The following is a 21,921-nucleotide window of genomic DNA, read 5'->3' as shown; positions in this document are numbered from 1 at the left end:
TCAGCGCTGGGCCAAACCTTCGGCGGCGATTCGCTCCATCGCCATCTCGCGAAGCCGGGCGCGCTGGATCTTGACGCCGTTCGCGCTGTCGGTGACGGGGAAGGCCTCCACGACATAGATCCTGGCCGGGACCTTGTAGCCGGCGAGCCGCTCGCGCAGGCGCGCAATCAGCGTCTCCTGCATCGGCGGCTCCTTCGCCGGGATCACGAAGGCGACGCAGCGCGCCTGGCCCTTGAGATCGACTGCAACCACCTGGGCGTCGGCCACGCCGATGCACGATTTGAGCTCGTCCTCGATCTCGCCGGGCGCGACGAGGAAGCCGCCGAGCCGCATGGCATCGCCGGCGCGGGTCTCGTAGACGAAGGAACCGTCGCCGCGCAGCCGGCCGATGTCGCCGGTGCGGAAGAAGCCGTCCGCTGTGAACGCATCGCGCGTCGCGTCGGGATTATTGAAGTAACCGAGGAAGTGGGACGGCGCGCTGATCTCGATCTCGCCGGAGACGCCCGGCGCCGCAAGCTCGCCTGTCTCGGTGTCGCGCACGCGGACCGTCGCCTCCGAGGACATCGGCCAGCCACCGCCCTCGATCCGATCTGCGAAGGAGTCGCTGGCGCGGGCGATCGAGAACAGGGCCTGCACCTCGCTCGATCCGTAGAGGCCAAACAGCGGCAGGCCGCGCGCCTCGGCCTCCGTGGCCAGCTCGCGCCAGCCGGGCTGGAACGCGGCGAAGCCGCAGACTTCCAGATGAGGGAAGGGGCGTGGTGCATCGGTGAGGGCGAGGATGCGACGGAACATCTCGTCCGAGCCGAAGACGTGCGTGATCCCTCGCGTGCTGAGGACCTCCAGGGCCGGTGCCGCCTCGAAGGCGTCGAGCACGTGAACGGTCGCGCCCGCCGCGACGAAGCCGAGCAGGCTCGTCATGCCGAAAGTGCCGCAGAACGGCAGCATGGCCAGCAGCGCATGACGCTGCGGATCAAGCTTCAGCGCGCGGGCGACGGAGCTGGCATGCGTGGCCAGCGTCCGCTGCGAATGCGCAACCAGTTTCGGCCCCTTGGTGGTGCCTGAGGTCGTGTAGAGCAGCACCGGAAGATCGACGTCATCTTGAGTTGGCGCCGGTGGATAGGGCGTGTCGAACGCGTCGAAGCGAACGCAGGGCCAGTGCGCCGGGATCGCATCCGCCCCGACCACCGCGAGTCGCTGCAGCGCCGGCACCTCGTCCTTGGCGATGTCGGCGAGGATCGCGGCAAAATCCGCCGAGCGGAATGCGGCCTCGACCACCATCAGCCTGGCGCCGGACAGCTTGAGCAAATGCGCGACTTCCGCGCTGCGGTAGCGCGTATTGACGGCCGCGATGATCGCACCACAACGGGCGGCGGCGAACAGCAGCGCGAGCCATTCGATCCGGTTGACCAGCCAGACTGCGACCACGTCGCCCCTGCCGATGCCCTGTGCCGCAAGCCAGGCCGCGGTCTGCTCGATTTTCTCGGCGAACTTCGCGCGCGAGATCGGCGTGCCGTCGGATACGAAAGCGGGATCGGCGGCGGCTTCGGTCCGGATCAGCGATTGCAGCGACAACGCGTTGGCACTCATGGCAAGGGGAGTAACCCGATCGCGCAAACCTGTCTACTTGGTGCCGAACATCCGGTCGCCGGCATCGCCCAGACCCGGCACGATGTAGCCGTGGTCGTTGAGCCGCTCGTCGATCGCGGCGGTCCAGATCGGCACGTCCGGATGCTCGCTCTCGAACTGCGCGATGCCCTCGGGCGCGGCCAGCAGGCACACGAAGCGAATGTCGCGGGCGCCGCGGGCCTTGAGCAGGGAGGCGCCGGCGCAGGCCGAATTGCCGGTCGCCAGCATCGGGTCCATCAGGATCACGGTGCGGTCGGACAGGTCCTGCGGCGCCTTGAAGTAATATTCCACGGCCTGCAATGTTTCGGGGTCGCGGTAGAGCCCGATATGGGCGATGCGCGCCGAGGGCATCAGCGCCAGCATGCCGTCGAGAAAGCCGACGCCGGCGCGCAGGATCGGCGCCAACGTGAGCTTCTTGCCGGCGATCTTGGGCGCTCGCATCGGCGCGATCGGCGTCTCGATGTCGACCAGCTCCAGAGGCAAATCGCGCGTCACCTCGTAAGCCAGCAGCATCCCGATCTCGTTCAGGATTTCGCGAAAGCTCTTGGTCGAGCGATCCTTCTCCCGCATCAGCGAGAGCTTGTGCTGGACCAGGGGATGGGCGACGACGTTGACGCTGCTTGTGCTCATGAAACCGATCTACACGGTTCCGTGAAACTGCGCCAGATCGGCCGGGCTTTTTCCGAGGGATACGTCGGCCCTGGCCCCGCGTCGCGACCGGAGCGCAGCTGATTTCTTCCCGGCGTGGGCAGCCATGGTCAGCCGCGCTCGATGGCGTGGAGTGCTAAACCCCGAGCCCGCGCGCGAGCAGCGTGATCACGAGCGTCAGGATCGCGCCCCAGATGAGGCTGAGCGTCATGGTCAGGATGGTCGTGGTGACCGCCTGCTCCAGATTTCCCTTGAGGAGCTGCATGCTAGTTGTCCGCTGCCGGCGCTGCGGTGAGGCGCATGCCGAACAGGAGCGCGGCCATCAGCGCGACCAGCATGATGATCTTGAGCTCGACCATGTCGCGCTACCTCGCAGCCTTGCGGCTCAGGAGACGCTTGACCCCGTCCAGCACGTGCACGGTGACCACGATCAGCGGATTGCCGCGGTTCTCGATGTCGAGCTCGAAGGTCTCGGTTGGAAACACCAGCGCGCATCGCTCCGGCGCGCTCTGCCGGTTGGCGAAATCGATCGCCGAGCTCTTGAACAGGAACAGGCCGCCGACGCGCCCATTGGCTTCGCGCGCGATCCAGAGACCGGCGGCGTTGCGCCCGATGAAAAAAGCGGGAATGGCGGCGCTGACGACATCCGGGTCGAGTGGTTTGAATGCCACTGCCTGTCGGGCCTCCGGCAGGCGAAGGATAGCCTGGAGGGCGATCGCGGCCATGGCGGCCTCTTCACACATCTGCAAGGTCATGATGGTCTCCCATGACGGTCAGGCGTGGAGATGCCAGACATGGATCGCGGTCTTGAGCGCGATCAGCGCGGTGAGCACGCTGCCCATCGAGAGCATGGTCAGCGCGCCGAGTGCGACGCGCTTGAGCTGAGCCTTGCGCGCCTCCGAGATGCGCACCGGGTGTTTGGTCTCTCCGAAAGGCCGGTCAAAGCCGTGAGTCAGGATCGACATCTTGGAAGTCCTTGTCCCTCGGGCGGCGGGACGGCCGCTCCGATCTGTCTCGTATGTTGTCCATCGCTGCGTAGGATTGCGAGATGAGCGCCGGGGTGCCCTTATAGGAATGTCATAAGGACGCCGGCCGACGCGATGGCAGTCCCCTGAATAGGTCGGAGTTCCGCTTCGGGCGGGCGGCCTGAGACGGCTCAGGATCCGCATGCGTTTTCCCGATCGCTGCGGCAAAGGCCAGCCGCAGCCGTGGTTCGTCGATCTGCTCGCAGAAACTATCCAGGATCGCATCCGCGTTTTGGTGCTGCCCCCTGATGGCGGCGCACAGTTGCGAACTGGTCCGCCGGAAGAAGTGGAGTGAGTCGTCGGGGTCACGCTGGCCGCCGGGACGATCGAGCTCCGCCGCGAGCGCCGCGACATTGAGCCTGTCGGACTCATCCAGCGTCACTGCAAAGCGCAGCAGCGCCAATTGCCAGGTGCGGAGCAGCCTGTGAGGTTGTTTGACGGATTGCAGCATGAGATGGCCGGATGCCCCGCGACCCGTCAGGCCCCGACGCTATCGATCAGCTCCTCGTCGGCGATCGCGGCGAATGCACGTACCACCTCCCGCTGCGCAGCCGCGTCCAGCGGCACGATCGGCAGCCTTGTTGCTGGCGGCATCAGGCCAAGCACACTCAGCCCGCATTTGAGCGCCGCCGGGCTCTCCTTCGACAGGCAGGTGATCAGGGGGACGAGCCGCTTGTGCAGGTAGCGCGCCGATTGCAGGCGGCCCTGCCTGACCTGCGAGAAGATCGTGCGGCAGAGATCCGGGGCGATATTGCTGATCTCCGAGATCGCGCCGTCGCCGCCGCTTGCGATGAAGCCGAAGGCGGTTGTGTCGTCGCCGGACAGCAGGCGAAAGCCCGCAGACAAGTGCCGGGACAGGCGCATCGGACGGGTGATGTCGCCGCTCCCATCGCGCAGGCCCACGAACTGGCGGGACTCGACGAGACGCAGGAGCGTCTCGTCCGCGAGCGGGCGAAGCGTGCGGGAGGGCGCGTCGTGCAGGATCACGGGCAAGCCGATCGAGCCGGCGATCGCCCGAAAATGCGCGAGCATACCCTCCTGCATCGGCTTGTTGTAGGCGGGGACCGCCGCCATCACGGCATCCGCGCCGGCGGCTTCCGCCCGCCGCGCGAGTTCGATGGCATGGCTGGTCGCATTCGACATCGTACCCGCGATGATCCGCACGCGGCCGCGGGCGACGTCGACCGCGGTGCGGATGACGAGTTCCTGCTCGGCCGGCGAGAGCGTCGGCGCCTCGCCGGCGGTCTCGCAGACCACGAGCGCAGGGACGCCGGCCGCGACCTGGCGCTCGCAGAGAGCTGCGAACGCCCTGAGGTCGATCGCGTCAGCCGCATCGAACGGCGTCGGCATGTCCGGGATGAAGCCGGTGAACCACGCTGAGGGGGGAGTGAACATGGCTTTTCGCTTGTCTGCGCCCGCTCAGGCGGCGCGGCGTGCGCTATTGCCGCTCGGGCTCTTGCCCATGTCGAGCTCGATCTCGCGCGGCAGCTCGACGATGGTTTCGGGATGCCGACCGTTCTCGAACAGTGCGTATTTGATGGCCTGGGCGCGGCTGACGAACAGGCCGCCATAGAGACCGTTCTGTTCCTGCGCGATCCACTGTCCGCTGTGGTTGCGGCCGATGAAGACGATGGTCGAGGGCGAGCTGCACGAGGGAGGTTCGACGAGTTTCACGGACGTGTTCCTTCCGATTGACGGAGGTGGCGGGCGCGTGTCCCGCAACCGTCCAATCAATATCGTTTCAAGCGGATATGATTTCGAGTGAGGCTGCGCGGCGATCTCATAAGCGCGCCATAAAAGCCGGCGTTCAGGTCAGATCATCGACGACATGAACGAGCGCGAACAGCGCGCCGAACGCGGAGCATTCGTCCCAATGGTTGAGGACGGCGCCGAACAGCGGCTCGCGCCGCAGCAGGGCGACACCCGCACACAGGATGATCGACATCCAGAGCAGGGCTTTGAGGCTTCGTCCGAAGCCGATGCTGCCGAACGCGGCAAACCCGGAGAGGAGCACGACGCGGACGGCAAAGCGTGCGATCACCCGCGACGGGCTCAGGACCGGCGATATGTCCGAAGATTGCGGCAAGGTGCTAACCTCCCGCTGGCTTAGCTGAAGTTCTCGCAGCCGATGGGCTCGTAGAACGGGTCCGGAGCGGGCCGCACGGTGGGAACGCTAGGCCGCGCTGTCTCAACGGCCAATGCCTGGACCTCGAGGAAGGCCGACAGCAGTGCGAGCGCCAGGTCGGCGTGGCGTGCCTCCACCGCGGCGTCGAGCCAATCCGGCAACTCGCGCTCGCGCGAGAGTGCGCAATGCCACTCACCCTCGTCATAGGCGATGCGACGGACCTGCCACAGCGGCAACTCGAGCTCCATCAGCGCCAGCGCGGCATCGGCCCAGGCCTCCACATCGACCAGGCGCATCACTCGCGCGGTGCGCTCGCTCTGTCCGAGTGAGGGGAAGCGCCGGCAGGCAGTATTGATGATCTCGTGCATCAGGGGGCGCGACATCGCATGCGCATCGCGCAGACGGTCGCTGAGTGAGGATGGATCATAGCGTCGGAGAGCGGCGGTCATGTCAGGCCTCCCGGAATTGGCGTCGGTCAGTCGGCCGGCCTCCCCAAAATGGCTGAAAGGGCATTTGAAAACGAGATGAGAACGGGATGGAAAGTATAGGGATTTCATAAGTGTGCGGACCGGGCGGGGAGGGGGCGAAATGGACCGCCTCGCGTCGCGCGCGGCGGTCGGCCGGCGCCACCAGCTCCGCCTTTATGAGATTCCTATAACTCCACCATAGCCCTCATCTCGAAAACCTATGCCCGGGGTGGCACTTGAACGCGGTGAGAGTTCCGGCCAGGAGCCGCGCTGCGCTTGATCCATCGCAAGCGGTCCGCCGGGAAACAAAGACACAGTTGCCTCCTCGGCGGAGTGCAACAAGGAGCATTTCCATGATGGACATTCTGATGCTGGCGCTGGGCTTCGCCTTCTTCGCCCTTGCGATCGGCTACACTTATGCCTGCGAACGGTTGTGACGGAGCGGATCATGATCTTCGATTATTCGCTCGCCGGTGCCGTGTCGCTTGGCCTCCTGATTTACCTCACTTATGCGCTGCTGCGGCCCGAGCGGTTCTGACCCGTGCTGCTGCTTCTCGAATTGCTGCTGGCCGACGCTGCGCTCGTCGCCTGCCTGCTTGCGTTGCTCCTGCCGCTGTTGCGGCGGACACAAAGTCTGAAGGGTTAATGCCATGACTATGATCGGTTGGCTCCAGATCATTCTCTTCTGCGCGATCATCGTCGCGCTTGCGAAGCCGCTCGGCTGGTACATGACGCGGGTGTTCGGCGGCGAGCGGACGTTCCTGTCGCCGGTGCTGCGCCCGATCGAGGCCGGCATCTACTGGTTCTCCGGCGTCGACGAGAAGCGCGAGCAGCATTGGGTGACCTATACGGTCGCCATGCTGCTGTTCCATGTCGGCGGCTTCCTCGTCATCTACGGCGTGATGCGCCTCCAGGCCGTGCTGCCGTTCAATCCGGCAGGCCAGGGCGCGGTCGCCGAGGATCTCTCCTTCAACACCGCGGTCTCCTTCATCACCAACACCAACTGGCAGAACTACGGCGGCGAGAGCACACTGTCCTATCTCGTGCAAATGCTCGGCCTGACGCACCAGAACTTTCTGTCGGCGGCAACCGGCATCGCGCTGGCGATGGCCCTGATCCGCGGCTTCTCGCGCGCCTCGATGCGAACGGTCGGCAATTTCTGGGTCGACGTCACCCGCTGCACGCTCTACGTGCTGCTGCCGATCTGCGTGGTCTACACGCTGTTCCTGGTTTGGCAGGGCATGCCGCAAACGCTCGGCCCGTATATCGAGGCGACCACGCTCGAAGGCGCCAAGCAGACCATCGCGGTCGGGCCTGTCGCCTCCCAGGTTGCGATCAAGATGCTCGGCACCAATGGCGGCGGCTTCTTCAACGCCAACGCGGCGCACCCCTTCGAGAACCCGACCGCGCTGTCGAACTTCGTGCAGATGCTTTCGATCTTCACGCTCGGCGCCGCGCTGACCAACGTGTTCGGCCGCATGGTCGGCAACCAGCGCCAGGGCTGGGCGATCCTGGCCGTGATGGGCGTGCTGTTCGTCGCAGGCGTCGCCATCACCTATTGGGCGGAAGCGAACGGAACCTCGATGCTCCATGCGCTTGGCCTGACCGGCGGCAACATGGAGGGCAAGGAGGTCCGCTTCGGCATCGTCGCGTCCTCGCTGTTCGCCGTGATCACGACGGCGGCCTCGTGTGGTGCCGTCAACGCCATGCATGACAGCTTCACCGCGCTCGGCGGCATGATCCCGCTGATCAACATCGAGCTCGGCGAGATCATCGTTGGCGGCGTCGGCGCCGGCATGTACGGCATGCTGCTGTTCGTCATCCTCGCGATCTTCGTCGCCGGACTGATGGTCGGCCGCACGCCGGAATATGTCGGCAAGAAGATCGAGGCGCGTGAGGTCAAGATGGCAATGCTTGCCATCCTGGTGCTGCCGCTGATGATCCTCGGCTGGACCGCCGTCGGCGTGGTCTATCCGGCGGCCGTCGCCTCGATGGCGAATGCCGGACCGCACGGCTTCACCGAGGTGCTCTATGCCTTCACCTCGGCGACCGGCAACAACGGCTCGGCCTTTGCAGGTCTCACCGGCAACACCTTCTTCTACAACCTGACGCTCGCAAGCGCGATGTTCGTCGGCCGCTTCTTCATGATCGTCCCGGCCATGGCGATCGCGGGTTCGCTCGCGGAGAAGAAGTCGATCCCGCCGTCCACGGGCACGTTCCCGACCACTGGCGGCCTGTTCGTCGGCCTCGTTGTCGGCGTCATCCTGATCATGGGCGGCCTGACCTTCTTTCCGGCGCTCGCGCTCGGCCCGATCGTCGAACATCTGGCGATGAACGCCGGCAACCTCTTCTGAGAGTCTGGAGTGACCTCCATGGATACGATGAAACTGCAAAAACGTGCTGCCGTCTCGGCAATGCTCGATCCCAGGATCGTGATGCCCGCGATCCGCGCCTCCTTCGTCAAGCTCGATCCGCGGCTGATGATGAAGAATCCCGTGATGTTCGTGGTCGAGGTCGTGGCCGCGCTGACCACATTGATCTTCCTGCGCGACGTCGTCACCGGCGGCACTGGCCTCGGCTTCACCTTCCAGATCATCGTCTGGCTCTGGTTCACCGTGTTGTTCGCCAATTTTGCCGAAGCGGTGGCAGAAGGACGCGGCAAGGCGCAGGCCGAATCGTTGCGCAAGACCCGCACCGAGAGCCAGGCGAAGTTGCTGACCGGCGCAGGCCATGCCTTCGAGCTGGTGCCGGGCACCAACCTGAAGGTCGGCGACATCGTGCTGGTCGAGGCCGGCGACACCATTCCCTCCGATGGCGAGGTCATCGAGGGCGTCGCCTCCGTCAACGAGGCCGCCATCACCGGCGAGTCCGCGCCCGTCATCCGCGAGTCCGGCGGCGATCGTTCCGCGGTGACCGGCGGTACGCAAGTGCTGTCCGACTGGATCCGCGTCCGCATCACGGCAGCCCAGGGCTCGACCTTCATCGACCGCATGATCAAGCTTGTCGAAGGCGCCGAGCGGCAGAAGACGCCGAACGAGATCGCGCTCAACATCCTGCTCGCCGGTCTCACCATCATCTTCGTATTCGCCACCGTCACCATTCCGAGCTACGCGGCCTATGCCGGCGGCTCGATCTCGGTGATCGTGCTGGTCGCGTTGTTCGTGACGCTGATCCCGACCACGATCGGCGCGCTGCTGTCCGCGATCGGTATCGCCGGCATGGATCGTCTGGTCCGCTTCAACGTGCTGGCGATGTCCGGCCGTGCGGTCGAGGCGGCCGGCGATGTCGACACGCTGCTGCTCGACAAGACCGGCACCATCACGCTCGGCAACCGGCAGGCAACGGCGTTCCGCCCCGTTCGCGGCGTGACCGAGCAGGAACTCGCCGACGCAGCCCAGCTCGCCTCGCTCGCCGACGAGACGCCGGAGGGCCGTTCCATCGTGGTGCTGGCAAAGGAGAAATACGGCATCCGCGGCCGCGACATGGCCGAGCTCGGTGCGACCTTCATCCCGTTCACGGCGCAGACCCGCATGAGCGGCGTCGATGCCGGCGGTTCGTCGGTGCGCAAGGGGGCGGTCGATGCGATGCTCAATTACATCGGCGGCGGTGCGCCCCTGGCGGTTGCTTCGGGCACTGCGGCGCGGGCGATCCAGCCGGCGGCACTGTCGGATCTCGGACGCGAGGTCCAGACCATTGCCGACGAGATCGCCAAAGCCGGCGGCACGCCGCTGGCGGTCGCCAGGGACGGCAAGCTGCTCGGCGTCATCCAGCTCAAGGACATCGTCAAGGGCGGCATCCGCGAGCGATTCGCTGAACTGCGCCGCATGGGCATCCGCACCATCATGATCACCGGCGACAACCCGATGACCGCGGCTGCGATCGCAGCGGAGGCCGGCGTCGACGATTTCCTGGCGCAGGCAACGCCGGAGGACAAGCTCAAGCTGATCCGCGACGAGCAGGCCAAGGGCAAGCTGGTCGCCATGTGCGGCGACGGCACCAACGACGCCCCGGCGCTGGCGCAGGCCGACGTCGGTGTCGCCATGAACACGGGCACGCAGGCCGCCCGTGAGGCCGGCAACATGGTCGACCTCGATTCTAATCCGACCAAATTGATCGAGGTGGTCGAGATCGGCAAGCAACTGCTGATGACGCGCGGTGCGCTGACCACGTTCTCGATCGCCAACGACGTCGCAAAATACTTTGCGATCATCCCGGCGATGTTCCTGGCGTTCTACCCGCAGCTTGGCGTGCTCAACGTGATGAACCTGTCGAGCCCGCAGAGCGCCATCCTTTCGGCGATCATCTTCAACGCGTTGATCATCATCGGGCTGATCCCGCTCGCGCTGAAGGGCGTTGCCTATCGCGCCGTCGGTGCCGGCGCGCTCCTTCGCCGCAACCTCTTGATCTACGGCCTCGGCGGCATCGTCATTCCCTTCATCGGCATCAAGGCGATCGACCTCGTCGTGACCGCCTTGCACCTGGCTTGACCCCGTCATTGCGAGCGAAGCGAAGCAATCCAAAATGTCTCCACGGCTGACAGACTGGATTGCTTCCTCGCTTCGCTCCTCGCAATGACGAATAAATCGGAGACCCAACATGCTCAGAGAAATCCGCCCCGCCATCGTCCTCCTGCTGGTGCTCGCCGCCATCACCGGCCTTGCCTATCCGCTGGCCATGACGGCCATCGCCGGTGCGCTCTTTCCGGCGCAGGCGCAAGGCAGCCTGATCGAGAAGGACGGCAAGGTGATCGGCTCCGCCCTGATCGGGCAGGAGTTCAAGGACGACAAATATTTCCACGGCCGTCCCTCGGCGACGGTTGCGCCGGACCCGAGTGATTCGACCAAGACGGTGCCGGCGCCCTACAACGCCGCCAATTCCGGCGGCTCCAATCTCGGCCCGACCAGCAAGGCGCTGGCCGACCGGCTCAAGGAAGATGTGGAGAAGCTGAAGGCCGAGAACCCGAGCGCCGCGGTCCCGGTCGATCTGGTGACCACCTCGGCCAGCGGCCTTGATCCCGACATCTCGCCCGAAGCGGCGCAATTCCAGGTGCCGCGGGTGGCGAAGGCGCGGAATCTGCCGGAAGAGGCCGTAAGGCAGCTTGTGGCTTCCAACGTTCAGGGCCGCATGCTCGGCCTGCTCGGCGAACCCAGGGTTAACGTTCTGGCGCTGAATCTCGCGCTGGACGGTGCGTCGGCGAAGTAGCGGTCTAGGCTGGGAATGCCCGGATGATTATATTGGCCTGATGGTTCAACAGCGCCGCGATCCCGAACAACGTCCGTCGCCGGAGGCGCTGCTGGAAGCAGCGCGCCGGGAGGAAGGTGCGAGCGGCAAGCTGAAGATCTTCGTCGGCGCCGCCCCCGGCGTCGGCAAGACCTATGAGATGCTGCAAAGCGCCCACGCCCGGCGCAAGTCGGGCATCGACGTCGTGGTCGGCTTCGTCGAGACCCATGGACGTGCCGAGACCGAGGCGCTGGTGCGCGGCCTCGAGGTGATCCCTCGCAAGCGGCTGGACTACCGCGGGCAGATCGTCGAGGAGATGGACCTCGACGCGGTGATCGCGCGCCGGCCGCAAATTGCACTGGTCGACGAGCTCGCCCACACCAACGCGGCCGGCAGCCGCCATCCCAAGCGTTATCTCGACGTCGAGGAATTGCTGTCCCACGGCATCGACGTCTACACCGCCGTCAACATCCAGCACATCGAGAGCCTGAACGACGTCGTCGCCCAGATCACCCATGTCCGGGTGCGCGAGACCGTGCCCGACTCCGTGTTCGACCGCGCCGACGCGATCGAGCTGATCGACCTGACGCCCGACGATCTCATTCAGCGCCTGAAGGAGGGTAAGGTCTATGTGTCGAGGCAGGCCGAGCGGGCGCTTGAGCACTATTTCTCGCCGGGCAACCTGACCGCGCTGCGCGAGCTTGCGCTCCGGCGCACCGCCGAGCGGGTCGACGAACAGCTGCTCACTCACATGCAGGCGAATGCCATTGCCGGGCCCTGGGCTGCCGGCGAACGCATCCTCGTCTGCGTCAGCGAGGATCCGCGCGCGGCCAGCCTGGTGCGCTACACCAAGCGGCTGGCAGACCGGCTGCACGCGCCGTTCACCGCGGTTTCGATCGAGACGCGGCGATCCCTGCAATTGTCCGACGAACAGCGCGACCGGCTGGCCGATACGCTGCGGCTCGCGGAATCGCTCGGCGGCGAGGCGCTGACCATTCCCGCGGTTGGCCGCCGCATCGCCGACGACGTCATCAATTTCGCGCAAGGCAACAACGTCACCCAGATCGTGATCGGTAAATCGACGCGCTCGCGCTGGTTCGAGATGACGCGCGGCTCCGTCGTGCATGATCTGGTTCGCCGTGCCGGCAATATCAGCGTTCACGTCATTCCCGGCGAGGAACTTCCGGCCGGGGACGTTCCCAAGACGGCGATCCAGACCGCTGCGCGATCCGAGCCGTTCAATCCGTTGCCCCATCTCAAGGCGCTCGGGATCGTGCTGATCGGACTTGGTGCCGCCGAGCTGATACAGCCCTATTTCGGCATCGAGAACGTCGATCTCGTTCTGCTGACGGCGGTCGTGGCAGTTGCCGTGCGATATGGTCTGTGGCCGTCCCTGCTGGCGACGGTGGCGGCGTCACTCTGCTACAATTTCTTCTTCATCCCGCCGATCTACACCTTCACGATCACCGACCCGACCAACGTTGCCGCCTTCGTGCTGTTCACGATGGTGGCGATGATCGTCTCCAATGTCGCCGCGCGCGTGCGCACCCAGGCCGACGCCGCCATCGGCCGGATCAGGATGAGCGAGCAGCTCTATGCTTTCAGCCGCAAGCTTGCCGGCACCGCGACACTCGACGACGTGCTGTGGGCGAGCGCCTACCAGATCGCCTTGATGCTGAAAGTCCGGGTGGTGCTGCTGCTGCCGGAAGAAGGCCTCCTCACGGTCAAATCCGGTTACCCGCCCGAAGACGAGCTCGACCAGGCTGACCTCGCCGCGGCCAACTGGGCCTGGAGCAACGACCGCCCGGCCGGCCGCGGCTCGGACACGCTGCCGGGTGCAAAACGGCTGTTCCTGCCGATGCGGACCGGGCGCGGCCCGATCGGCGTGATCGGCATCGACAACGATCGCACCGGGCCGCTGCTGACGCCGGACCAGCGTCGGCTGCTGGATGCGCTGGTCGACCAAGGCGCACTGGCGATCGAGCGCGTGCTGCTGGTCGAGGACATGGACCGCGTCAAGCGCACCGTCGAGTCCGAGCGGCTGCGCTCCGCGCTGCTGACCTCGATCTCGCACGATTTGAAGACGCCGCTCGCCTCGGTACTGGGGGCGGCTTCCACCATGCGCGATCTCGCCGGCGCGCTTTCCGACAGCGAGAAGCGAGATCTGCTCGCCACCGTGATCGACGAGTCCGAGCGGCTCAACCGCTTCATCGCCAATCTGCTCGACATGACCAAGCTCGAATCCGGAGCGATCGTGCCCAACACGGCGCTGCACGATCTCGGCGAGATCGTGGGCAGCGCGCTGCGGCGCGCCAGCAAGATCCTGACCGCCCACAAGGTGGAGCTGCTGCTGGCGGCCGATTTACCGATGCTTCAGCTCGATGCCGTCCTGTTCGAGCAGGTACTGTTCAACTTGCTGGACAATGCGGCAAAATACTCACCGCCGGACACCACGGTCTCGATCAAGAGCAGGCGCGAGCGCGATCAGGTCGTGCTGGATGTCGCCGACGAAGGCGGCGGCATCCCGCCCGATGAGCTCGAGAGCGTGTTCGACAAATTTTACCGCGCACAGAAGGGGGATCACGTCCGTCCCGGTACGGGGCTCGGGCTCGCCATCTCCCGCGGCTTCGTCGAGGCGATGCGAGGCACGATCTCGGCCGCCAACCGCAGCGACCGCAGTGGCGCTGTCCTGACCATCCGTCTTCCCATCCCGGCAGGGAGCCGCGCATTGGATACCGCCGCATGAGTGCTGCCCCGATCAAGGTCCTGGTCATTGACGACGAGCCGCCGATCCGGAAATTGCTGCGGATGGGGCTGACGACGCAAGGCTATGAAATCCTGGAAGCGTCGAACGGCAAGATGGCACTGGAGAAGCTGGTCGAGGAGCCGGCGCTGATCATCCTCGATCTCGGTCTGCCCGACGTGCAGGGACACGAGCTGCTACGCACGATCCGCGCCCGCAACGAAGCCGTGCCGATCGTCGTGCTGTCGAGCCGCGGTGACGAAGCAGGCAAGGTGCAGGCGCTCGATCTCGGCGCCGACGATTATCTGACCAAGCCGTTCGGCATGGAAGAGCTGCTGGCGCGGCTGCGCGCCGCGCTGCGGCACCAGCTCCAGATCCAGGGCGAGCGGCCGGTGTTCCGCACCGGCGATCTCTCGGTCGATCTCGTCCGCCGCATCGTCAAGGTCGGCGAGCGCGATGTCAAACTGTCGCCGAAGGAATATGATCTCTTGCGCGTACTGGTGCAGCACGCCGGCAAGGTGCTGACGCACCGCTTCCTGCTGAAGGAGCTGTGGGACGAATTGACCGATGCGCAATATCTGCGCGTCTATGTCCGCCAGCTTCGCCAGAAGATCGAAGCCGATCCGGAACGGCCGCAATTTGTGCTGACCGAGACGGGGATCGGATACCGGTTGAAGGCGGGGGATTGAGCTCCGGCTTCGACAGAGCTGTAGGGTGGGCAAAGGCGCAGAGCGCCGTGCCCACCACTCCCTCGATTCCGATACAGGCCGTGGGCACGCTTCGCTTTGCCTACCCTACGATATCCCGCGCTCGGCGAACAGCTATCCCGCCTTGCGGTGTCGCGCCGTGGACCGATGAGCCTTCTTGGCGGCCTGCCGCCGTCCCGTCCCACGGCGTGCATGCGGCTTCGCCGCCGTCTTCTTGCCGCCGCGTCCCTTCAGGCTCTGCTTCAGCGCATCCATCAGGTTGACGACGTTGCTCGGCCGCTCTCCTGGCTCCGGCAGCTCGATCGTCTTGCCGCTGGCCTTGCGCTTCACCAGCGCCTTCAGCGCGGTCTCATATTCGTCCTTGAACTTGCCGGGGTCGAAATGGCCGGCCTTGGTCTGGAGGATGTGGCCGGCGAGCTCGACCATGTCCTTGGTGATCTTCGGGCTCTTGATGTCGTCGAAGAACTCGTCCTCGTCGCGCAGCTCGTAAGGGAAGCGCAGCGTGGTGCCCAGCAGGCCCTTGCCGAGCGGCTTGATCGCGATGACGTGCTCGCGGTTGGTGAGCACGATCTTGGCGAGTGCCACACGATCCTGGTCTTTCATGGCGTCGCGGATCACCGCGAACGCATCGACCGCCGCCTTGCCGTCGGGCGCGATGTAATAGGGGTGGTTGAGATAGCGCTCGTCGATCTCCTCGCTCGGCACGAAGCTCTCGATGTCGATGGTGTGGTTGCTCTCGATCTGCACCGCCTCGAGCTCCTCCGGCTCGATCTCGACATATTTGCCCTTGCGCAACTCGTAGCCGCGCCCCTTCTGGTCGCTCTCGACGACGTCGCCGGTCTCCGAATCGATCATCTGCTGCTTGAGCCGATTGCCGGTCTCGCGGTTGATCATGTGAAACCGCGTCTTCTCGGCCGCCGTTGTCGCCGGATAAAGCACGACGGGGCAACTGACCAGCGACAGCCTCAACGTTCCCTTCCAGTAGGCGCGCGGTGCCATTCCATTCTCCGGTGTTCAAGGCGATTTGGAACCCCAACCACCCCGTGGGGTTTTGGTTCCGGATGGGATATGGGCCGTGATAGGCTTGAATCGCCGAAAGAAAAGCGGGACTGGCCGTGCTGCAGAAACTCTCGACCTACCGAAAGAAGCGTGACTTCGAGAAGACGCCGGAGCCTTCGGGCAAGACGGAGGTCGCGGCATCGAAGCAGCGGCGCTTCGTGATCCAGAAGCACGACGCCACCCGGCTGCATTACGATCTCAGGCTCGAATTCGACGGTGTCTTCAAGTCCTGGGCGGTGACCAAGGGTCCCTCGCTCGATCCACACGACAAGCGGCTGGCGGTCGAGGTAGAAGACCATCCGCTCGACTATGGCGATTTCGAAGGCACGATTCCGGAAGGGCAGTACGGCGGCGGCACGGTGATGCTGTGGGATCGCGGCACCTGGGAGTCGGAGGATCCCGAACGCGGCTTCAAAAAGGGCGATTTGAAGTTCACCCTGCATGGCGACAAGCTGCACGGCAGCTGGGTGCTGGTCCGCATGCGCAACGACCGCACCGGCGGCAAGCGCGCCAACTGGCTGCTGATCAAGCACCGCGACGAATTCGTCCGAGAAGGTGCCAAGAACGACATTCTCGATGACGATAAATCCGTCGCCTCCGGCCGGGCGATGGAGCAGATCGCCGAAGGCAAAGGCCGCGCGCCAAAGCCGTTCATGCTGGCCAAGGGCGCCAAGACCAAGGCCGATGCGGTCTGGCAATCCAACCGGTCCGAGGAAGCCAAAGGACAAACGGTCAAGCCGGCGCCCCGCACGGCATTGAAGGGCGGCAAGATCGTCAAGAGCAAGTCGGCGAAGAAGGCCACGACCGCGACGAATGCCAAAAAAGTCTCGGAGATGCCGGACTTCGTCCCGCCGCAGCTCTGTACGCTGGTCGAGCGGCCGCCGGCCGGCGAGGGCTGGTGCCACGAGATCAAGTTCGACGGCTATCGTGTGCAGCTCCGGGTCGAGGATGGCAAGGCGACGCTGAAGACGCGCAAGGGCCTCGACTGGACCGGAAAGTTCGGCTCCATCGCGGAGGAGGCAGCCGCGCTGCCGGACGCGGTGATCGACGGCGAGATCGTCGCGCTCGACCACAATGGCGCGCCGAACTTCTCTTCGCTTCAAGCTGCGTTGTCCGATGGCAAGACTGACGACCTGATCTTCTTTGCGTTCGACCTTCTGTTCGCCGAGGGGCAGGACTACCGCCGGCTGCCGCTCGGCGAGCGCAAGGCGCAGCTCAAGAAGCTGCTGGAGAAGCGCAGGCGCAAATCGACCCAGATCCGCTATGTCGAACATTTCGAGAGCGGCGGCGATGCGGTGCTGCAATCGGCCTGCAAGCTTGAGCTCGAAGGCGTGGTGTCGAAGAAGCTGGACGCGCCCTATCGCTCCGGCCGCACAGAAAGCTGGACCAAGGCAAAGTGCCGCGCCGGCCATGAGGTCGTGATCGGCGGCTACAAGACGACCAACGGCAAATTCCGCTCGCTGATGGCCGGCGTGCAGCGCGGCGGTCATCTCGCCTTCGTCGGCATGGTCGGCACCGGCTTCGGCGCGGACAACGTCAAGCGCATCATGCCGTCGCTGAAGGCGATGGCGGCCAAGGAAAGTCCCTTCGGCGGCAAGAACGCGCCGAAGAAAGGCCGCGAGGTGCACTGGCTGAAGCCGGAGCTCGTCGCCGAAATCGAGTTCGCCGGCTTCACCGCCGACGGCAATATCCGCCAGGCCGCGTTCAAGGGCTTGCGGCAGGACAAGCCTGCCGAGGAAGTCGAGGCGGAGACGCCTGTCGACACCGAGCTCGCCAAACCCAAGGCCGGCAAGCGCGCAGCGAAGGCGGCGAAACGATCGAAGGACTCCGGCACGGCCGAGGTGATGGGCGTCGTCATCTCCAAGCCGGACAAGGAGCTGTGGCCGGACGGCGGCGACGGCGAGGGCGTGACCAAGCTCGATCTCGCCCGCTACTTCGAGGCGGTCGGGAGCTGGATGATCGAACATCTGAAGGGGCGTCCGTGCTCGATCGTGCGTGCGCCCGATGGCATCGGCGGCGAAACGTTCTTCCAGCGTCACGCCATGCAAGGCACCTCGAATTTGCTCGAACTGGCCAAGGTCTCCGGCGATCGCAAGCCGTATCTGCAGATCGATCGCGTCGAGGGCCTTGCTGCGGTGGCCCAGATCGGGGGCGTCGAGCTGCATCCGTGGAACTGCGCGCCAGACGCCTACGATACGCCGGGCCGGCTGGTGTTCGATCTCGATCCTGCCCCGGACGTGGAATTCGCCGAGGTCGTCGCGGCGGCCAAGGAGATGCGGCAGCGGCTCGCCGACGTCGGGATGGAGAGCTTCTGCAAGACCACGGGCGGCAAGGGCCTGCATGTGGTGGTGCCGCTGCTTCACGGCGCGCGAGACAAGGTGAGCTGGAAGGAAGCCAAGGCCTTCGCGCAGGGCGTCTGCCAGTGGATGGCGGACGACGATCCAGAGCGCTACCTGCTCAACATGTCGAAGAAGATGCGCACGGGAAAGATCTTCCTCGACTATCTCCGTAATGACCGGATGTCGACGGCGGTGGCTCCGCTGTCGCCGCGGGCGCGGGCCGGTGCCACGGTTTCAATGCCCGTCACATGGGCGCAGGTGAAGAGCGATCTCGATCCGAAGCGCTACACCCTGCGAACCGTGCCGGGCCTGCTGCCGCGGTCGAAGGCGTGGCAGGGCTATGACGATGCGGCCGCTTCGATCAAGGCGTCGATCAAGAGGTTGGCGGGGAAAACAAAGTAGGGTGGGTTAGCCGTAGGCGTAACCCACCACGTCTGCTTCTGCCGGAAACGAAAAAGGTGGGTTACGCCTTGCGGCTAACCCACCCTACGACGTCATCTCTTGTTGCTAGATCCGTCCCAGCAGCAGCAGGATCAGCAGGATGACGATGACGAGCCCGAGGCCGCCGCCGCCGTAATAGCCGGTGCCGTAGAACGGACCGCCGCCGATGCCGCTGAAGCCGCCAAGCAAGGCGATGACGAGAATGATCAGAATGATCGTACCGATAGACATGCGAAACTCCTCCAGCCCTTCCTCAAAAGGGTCCTTGCAACCTGTCCCGTTGTGTGGAGGCAACTTGCCGCAGGTTTTAAAGTTCCCGCCTTGAAACACGGACCAGGGATTCGACTTGCATGGAACCTTTATCCTCGCAGTCGACATCACTATGTGAGGATCAATCACCACGGGGCAGAACCATGTCAGCACCGCTTGTCGTTTCCATTCCGCATCGTCTCGGCCGCGAAGAGGCGGTGCGCCGACTCAAGACCGGGCTTGGCCGGGCGGCCGCCAGCATTCCCGTCATGCAGGTTGAGGAGGAGCGCTGGAGCGGCGACAGCATGAATTTTCGCATTCGCGCACTCGGGCAGATCGCGACCGGACAAGTCGATGTCGCCGACGATCATGTCAATGTGCAGGTGGTGCTGCCCTGGCTTTTGCAGCGTTTTGCCGAGATTGCGCAGGCCACGATCAGGAAGCGCGGGCAGTTGCTGCTGACCAAAGACGAGGGAAAGTAGCTTCAGCCGCGCGCGCGTGGCCGCGAGGGCCTGACGGCGCCCGCCGTGCGGGCCTCGATGACGGCAGCGGGAAAATCACGGAAGGCCTGCGTGACGTGCAGTTCGTCGCTCTCATGGTCCGTCACGGCATAACCTGTGATATCGACGGTTGCGTTAAATCCATCCGGCGCGGGCCATTCCCGGCCGGCCTGGGTGAACGGCGCGAACTGGCGCCCGACCACGACGATCGCCGCAGCGCGGCCATGGCGGCGGGCGAAGGCGATGACATGGTCGGCATGTGCGCCGCGTACCGCCAGCGGCTGGTAATCGCCCTGAGCGAAGACATCGCCGAGTTCATTGCGCAGCTTGAGCAGACGCCGCGTCCAGGCCAGCTTGACCAAGCCGTCCGGCCAGCTCTTCATCAGGCTGGTCCAGTCCGGATCGTCCAGCGCGTTCAGCGCCGCGTGCCGCGCGCCAAAGTCGACCGGGCGACGGTTGTCGGGGTCGACCAGCGAGAGGTCCCAGAACTCGGTACCCTGATAGAAATCGGGCACGCCGGGCAGCGTCGCCTTGAGGGTGAGCTGGCTCAAACCGTTCAGCGCACCCAGCAGCGCCACGCGGCGCGCCAGCGTTTGCAGTGACTCCAGGAATTCGCTGGATAGTGCGGGATCGAGGATCTTCTCGATGAAGCTGTTGACGCCGTTCTCATAGGCTTCATGCGGGTTGAGCCAGCTCGTCTCTTCCTTGCCCTCGCGCGCGGCCTTCAGCGCATAGGCCTGGATGCGCTCGACGAAGCCGGCATCGAGCGGTCCCTGCAGCGGCCAGGCCCCGAGCAGAGTCTGGTAGAGCATGTATTCGAACGTCGCCGACGGCGCGCGGTAGTTGCCGTGGAGCGTGAGGTGCGGCGCGTTCAGCACCTTCCAGCGCGAAACCGCGCTGGTCCACTCGCCGGGGATCTCGCTGAGCGCTGCGATACGCGCGCGGGCGTCCTCGCCGCGCTTGGTGTCATGGGTGGCGGTCGCCGTCATTCCCAGCGGCCATTCCCTTGCGCGGGCCTGCATGGTCTCGTGGAAGGCGGAAATCGTGAGGCCGGAGCTTGCGGGGTCGCCGCCGACCTCGTTCAGTGCGAGCAGCCGGTGGAATTGATAGAACGCGGTGTCCTCCAGCGACTTCGCCATCATCGGCCCGGTGAATTGCTGCACCTTCAGCGCGAAGCGGCGCACGCGCGGCGCGCTGTGCGGCGGGCGGCCGGGCTTGAGCAGGTCCATGGTCAGGGCATCGCGCAGGAAGTCGAAAATGCCTTCGTCCGCGGCGAACCATTCCGCACGGGCGCGCGCGATGGTGTCGTCGATCAGCTTGCGATCGGGCGCCGTTGGGCCGCTGTTGGTCAGATAGGTGCGATACACCGGGAAATGCAGCACATAGAGCTCGAGCGCCTGCCGCAGGCTGTCGGCGGAGAAATCGCGGGTCGAGTAATGCCCGTTGGCGATGCGCGCGAGCAGGCGGGTCAGCACGGTGAATTCGCTGGTGAGCAGCGTCTCCAGCACGCGGCGCTTGGCGTCCTTGACGTAAGGGGCGAGTCGCGGCGACTGGTTGCTGATCTGCCGCCAGGTTTCGTCCAGCGGCTCCAGCCCCTTGGCGTCGACCAGTACCTGGGTGATGACGTTCATCCACTCGTAGCCGGTGGTGCCCTGAACGCCGGCGAAGTGCGGCAGGCGTTCGTGCTCGCACAGGATCTTCTCGATCACGGTGTAGAACGGCTTGGTATTCCCTTGCGCGTCACGAACCAGCCGGCGCAGCCGCTGGCAATATTGCGCTGGGTCGCGCAGGCCGTCGATGTGGTCGAGACGGATGCCCTGCAGCTTGCCGTCGGCGATGAGCTGCTTCACCAGCCGGTGCGTAGCGGCGAAGGTGCTCGCGTCCTCGACGCGCAGGCCGGCGAGCCCGTTGACGTCGAAGAAGCGGCGGTAGTTGATATCGCTGGAGGCGAGCCGCCAGTGGCCGAGCTTGTAATGCTGGCGTTCGAGCAGATGATGCAGCGCCAACGTCTGCGCCGGACGATCCTCGGCAGCACGATAGGCGGCAAGACCGCGTGCGATGATTTCGGCCGCACCCGGGATCTCCCTGAGCTCGGCCTTGAACGCGGGGGCTTCCTTGCGGTTGGGACGGCGCAATCCGGTATAGCGCGCCGCAAGCGAGAGCAGACGTCTGCCCGCGTCCGTCTCGCCGGCGTCGGCCTCCTTCACGATCATGCGCAGCATCTCGCCATAACGCTCCGGCGCGATCGGCAGGCGATGCTCGAAATACCAGGCGGAGAAGCTGGCCTCGTCGGCATCGTAGCGGATCTCGATGTCGCCGTGCTCGAGCGCCTCGCCATAGGATGCACCCAGGATCGGCAGCAGCACGCCGCCGCGGGCGCGATAGGGCAAGAGGTCCCAGTCGATGTCGAAGGAGACCGCGTGCGGGGACGCCTGGCCCCATTCCAGCACGTCCAGCCACCACGGATTGTCGGCGAAATGCACGCCGACATGATTGGGTACGAAGTCGATGATCAGGCCGATGTCGTGTTTGGTCAGCGCTTCGCTCAGCCGGGCGAAGCCGGCTTCGCCGCCGAGCTCCGGATTGAACTGGCCGTGATCGACGGTGTCGTAGCCGTGGGTCGAGCCCTTGCGCGCCTTCATCACCGGCGAGGCGTAGAGATGGGTGATCCCGAGCGCCTTCAGGTAAGGCACCACCGCGGCGGCCTTGTCGAAGTCGAACTCCGCGGTGAGTTGAAGCCGGTAGGTGGCGAGGGGGATGGCCGAAGGCATG

General features: G+C 65.2%; 21 protein-coding genes. 8 read left to right on the top strand and 13 right to left on the bottom strand.

The window, feature by feature from the left end:
• The 10 genes from CIT40_RS27555 to CIT40_RS27510 form a co-directional block, all read right to left on the bottom strand.
• Nucleotides 1-1,587: an AMP-binding protein gene (locus tag CIT40_RS27555; protein ID WP_094893714.1), complete on the bottom strand. Its 1,587-nt coding sequence runs from the start codon at nucleotides 1,585-1,587 to the stop codon at nucleotides 1-3.
• A 33-nt stretch (nucleotides 1,588-1,620) separates the two neighbouring features.
• Nucleotides 1,621-2,256: a uracil phosphoribosyltransferase gene (upp, locus tag CIT40_RS27550; protein WP_094893715.1), complete on the bottom strand. Its 636-nt coding sequence runs from the start codon at nucleotides 2,254-2,256 to the stop codon at nucleotides 1,621-1,623.
• 154 nt (nucleotides 2,257-2,410) lie between these two features.
• Entirely contained in the window at nucleotides 2,411-2,539 is a 129-nt protein-coding gene (locus CIT40_RS27545; RefSeq protein WP_256565537.1) for a hypothetical protein, read from the bottom strand.
• Nucleotides 2,540-2,639: 100 nt separating this feature from the next.
• A complete protein-coding gene (locus CIT40_RS27540) occupies nucleotides 2,640-3,029 on the bottom strand; it encodes a hypothetical protein (protein WP_094893716.1) in 390 nt (129 codons plus the stop codon).
• Nucleotides 3,030-3,047: 18 nt separating this feature from the next.
• Complete coding sequence (locus CIT40_RS27535) at nucleotides 3,048-3,239, bottom strand: hypothetical protein (protein WP_094893717.1); 192 nt, start codon at nucleotides 3,237-3,239, stop codon at nucleotides 3,048-3,050.
• Nucleotides 3,240-3,351: 112 nt separating this feature from the next.
• Nucleotides 3,352-3,750 (bottom strand): hypothetical protein, encoded by a 399-nt coding sequence (locus CIT40_RS27530; protein ID WP_094893718.1) that lies wholly within the window; start codon nucleotides 3,748-3,750, stop codon nucleotides 3,352-3,354.
• 26 nt (nucleotides 3,751-3,776) lie between these two features.
• Nucleotides 3,777-4,694 carry a 4-hydroxy-tetrahydrodipicolinate synthase gene (gene dapA, locus CIT40_RS27525; protein WP_094893719.1) on the bottom strand — a complete coding sequence of 306 codons (918 nt, stop codon included), beginning with the start codon at nucleotides 4,692-4,694 and terminating at the stop codon, nucleotides 3,777-3,779.
• Between the two features lie 24 nt (nucleotides 4,695-4,718).
• Nucleotides 4,719-4,973, bottom strand: a complete 255-nt coding sequence (locus CIT40_RS27520; protein WP_162307704.1) for a hypothetical protein — start codon at nucleotides 4,971-4,973, stop codon at nucleotides 4,719-4,721.
• A gap of 133 nt (nucleotides 4,974-5,106) precedes the next feature.
• Complete coding sequence (locus CIT40_RS27515; RefSeq protein WP_162307703.1) at nucleotides 5,107-5,385, bottom strand: hypothetical protein; 279 nt, start codon at nucleotides 5,383-5,385, stop codon at nucleotides 5,107-5,109.
• Nucleotides 5,386-5,405: 20 nt separating this feature from the next.
• The gene (locus tag CIT40_RS27510) at nucleotides 5,406-5,873 is read right to left on the bottom strand and encodes a hypothetical protein (protein ID WP_162307702.1); all 468 of its coding nucleotides are present in this window, start codon (nucleotides 5,871-5,873) and stop codon (nucleotides 5,406-5,408) included.
• A 466-nt stretch (nucleotides 5,874-6,339) separates the two neighbouring features.
• On the opposite strand from CIT40_RS27510, the gene CIT40_RS27505 reads away from it, so the two are divergent.
• The 6 genes from CIT40_RS27505 (at nucleotide 6,340) to CIT40_RS27480 (ending at nucleotide 14,543) form a co-directional block, all read left to right on the top strand.
• Nucleotides 6,340-6,429 carry a K(+)-transporting ATPase subunit F gene (locus tag CIT40_RS27505; RefSeq protein WP_042340291.1) on the top strand — a complete coding sequence of 30 codons (90 nt, stop codon included), beginning with the start codon at nucleotides 6,340-6,342 and terminating at the stop codon, nucleotides 6,427-6,429.
• A gap of 112 nt (nucleotides 6,430-6,541) precedes the next feature.
• Nucleotides 6,542-8,245, top strand: coding sequence for a potassium-transporting ATPase subunit KdpA (kdpA, locus tag CIT40_RS27500; protein WP_094893721.1), 1,704 nt, complete (start codon nucleotides 6,542-6,544; stop codon nucleotides 8,243-8,245).
• Nucleotides 8,246-8,263: 18 nt separating this feature from the next.
• The gene (gene kdpB, locus CIT40_RS27495) at nucleotides 8,264-10,378 is read left to right on the top strand and encodes a potassium-transporting ATPase subunit KdpB (RefSeq protein ID WP_094893776.1); all 2,115 of its coding nucleotides are present in this window, start codon (nucleotides 8,264-8,266) and stop codon (nucleotides 10,376-10,378) included.
• Nucleotides 10,379-10,487: 109 nt separating this feature from the next.
• Nucleotides 10,488-11,093 (top strand): K(+)-transporting ATPase subunit C, encoded by a 606-nt coding sequence (locus CIT40_RS27490; RefSeq protein WP_094893722.1) that lies wholly within the window; start codon nucleotides 10,488-10,490, stop codon nucleotides 11,091-11,093.
• 40 nt (nucleotides 11,094-11,133) lie between these two features.
• Nucleotides 11,134-13,857, top strand: coding sequence for a sensor histidine kinase (locus CIT40_RS27485; protein ID WP_094893723.1), 2,724 nt, complete (start codon nucleotides 11,134-11,136; stop codon nucleotides 13,855-13,857).
• Nucleotides 13,854-14,543, top strand: a complete 690-nt coding sequence (locus tag CIT40_RS27480; protein ID WP_094893724.1) for a response regulator — start codon at nucleotides 13,854-13,856, stop codon at nucleotides 14,541-14,543. The genes CIT40_RS27485 and CIT40_RS27480 overlap by 4 nt, the downstream gene beginning before the upstream one ends.
• 132 nt (nucleotides 14,544-14,675) lie before the next feature.
• On the opposite strand, the gene ku is transcribed toward CIT40_RS27480, so the two are convergent.
• A complete protein-coding gene (ku, locus tag CIT40_RS27475; protein ID WP_094893725.1) occupies nucleotides 14,676-15,560 on the bottom strand; it encodes a non-homologous end joining protein Ku in 885 nt (294 codons plus the stop codon).
• A gap of 116 nt (nucleotides 15,561-15,676) precedes the next feature.
• Between ku and ligD the strand changes: the two genes are divergently transcribed.
• On the top strand, nucleotides 15,677-18,361 hold the full coding sequence (gene ligD / locus CIT40_RS27470) for a DNA ligase D (protein ID WP_094893726.1): 2,685 nt from the start codon (nucleotides 15,677-15,679) through the stop codon (nucleotides 18,359-18,361).
• Between the two features lie 105 nt (nucleotides 18,362-18,466).
• Here ligD and CIT40_RS27465 read toward each other — a convergent pair whose 3' ends face one another.
• A complete protein-coding gene (locus CIT40_RS27465) occupies nucleotides 18,467-18,631 on the bottom strand; it encodes a DUF3309 family protein (RefSeq protein ID WP_007595743.1) in 165 nt (54 codons plus the stop codon).
• 182 nt (nucleotides 18,632-18,813) lie between these two features.
• Here CIT40_RS27465 and CIT40_RS27460 point away from each other — a divergent pair, with 182 nt between their 5' ends.
• Entirely contained in the window at nucleotides 18,814-19,131 is a 318-nt protein-coding gene (locus tag CIT40_RS27460; protein WP_094893727.1) for a polyhydroxyalkanoic acid system family protein, read from the top strand.
• A 2-nt stretch (nucleotides 19,132-19,133) separates the two neighbouring features.
• Here CIT40_RS27460 and treY read toward each other — a convergent pair whose 3' ends face one another.
• A complete protein-coding gene (gene treY, locus CIT40_RS27455) occupies nucleotides 19,134-21,920 on the bottom strand; it encodes a malto-oligosyltrehalose synthase (RefSeq protein ID WP_094893728.1) in 2,787 nt (928 codons plus the stop codon).
• Nucleotide 21,921: the final 1 nt, after the last annotated feature.

The sequence above is a fragment of the Bradyrhizobium amphicarpaeae genome (assembly GCF_002266435.3).
GTDB lineage: Bacteria > Pseudomonadota > Alphaproteobacteria > Rhizobiales > Xanthobacteraceae > Bradyrhizobium > Bradyrhizobium amphicarpaeae.
The sequence above is the reverse complement of the archived record's forward strand: the minus strand, read 5'-3'. Positions and strand labels throughout refer to the sequence as shown.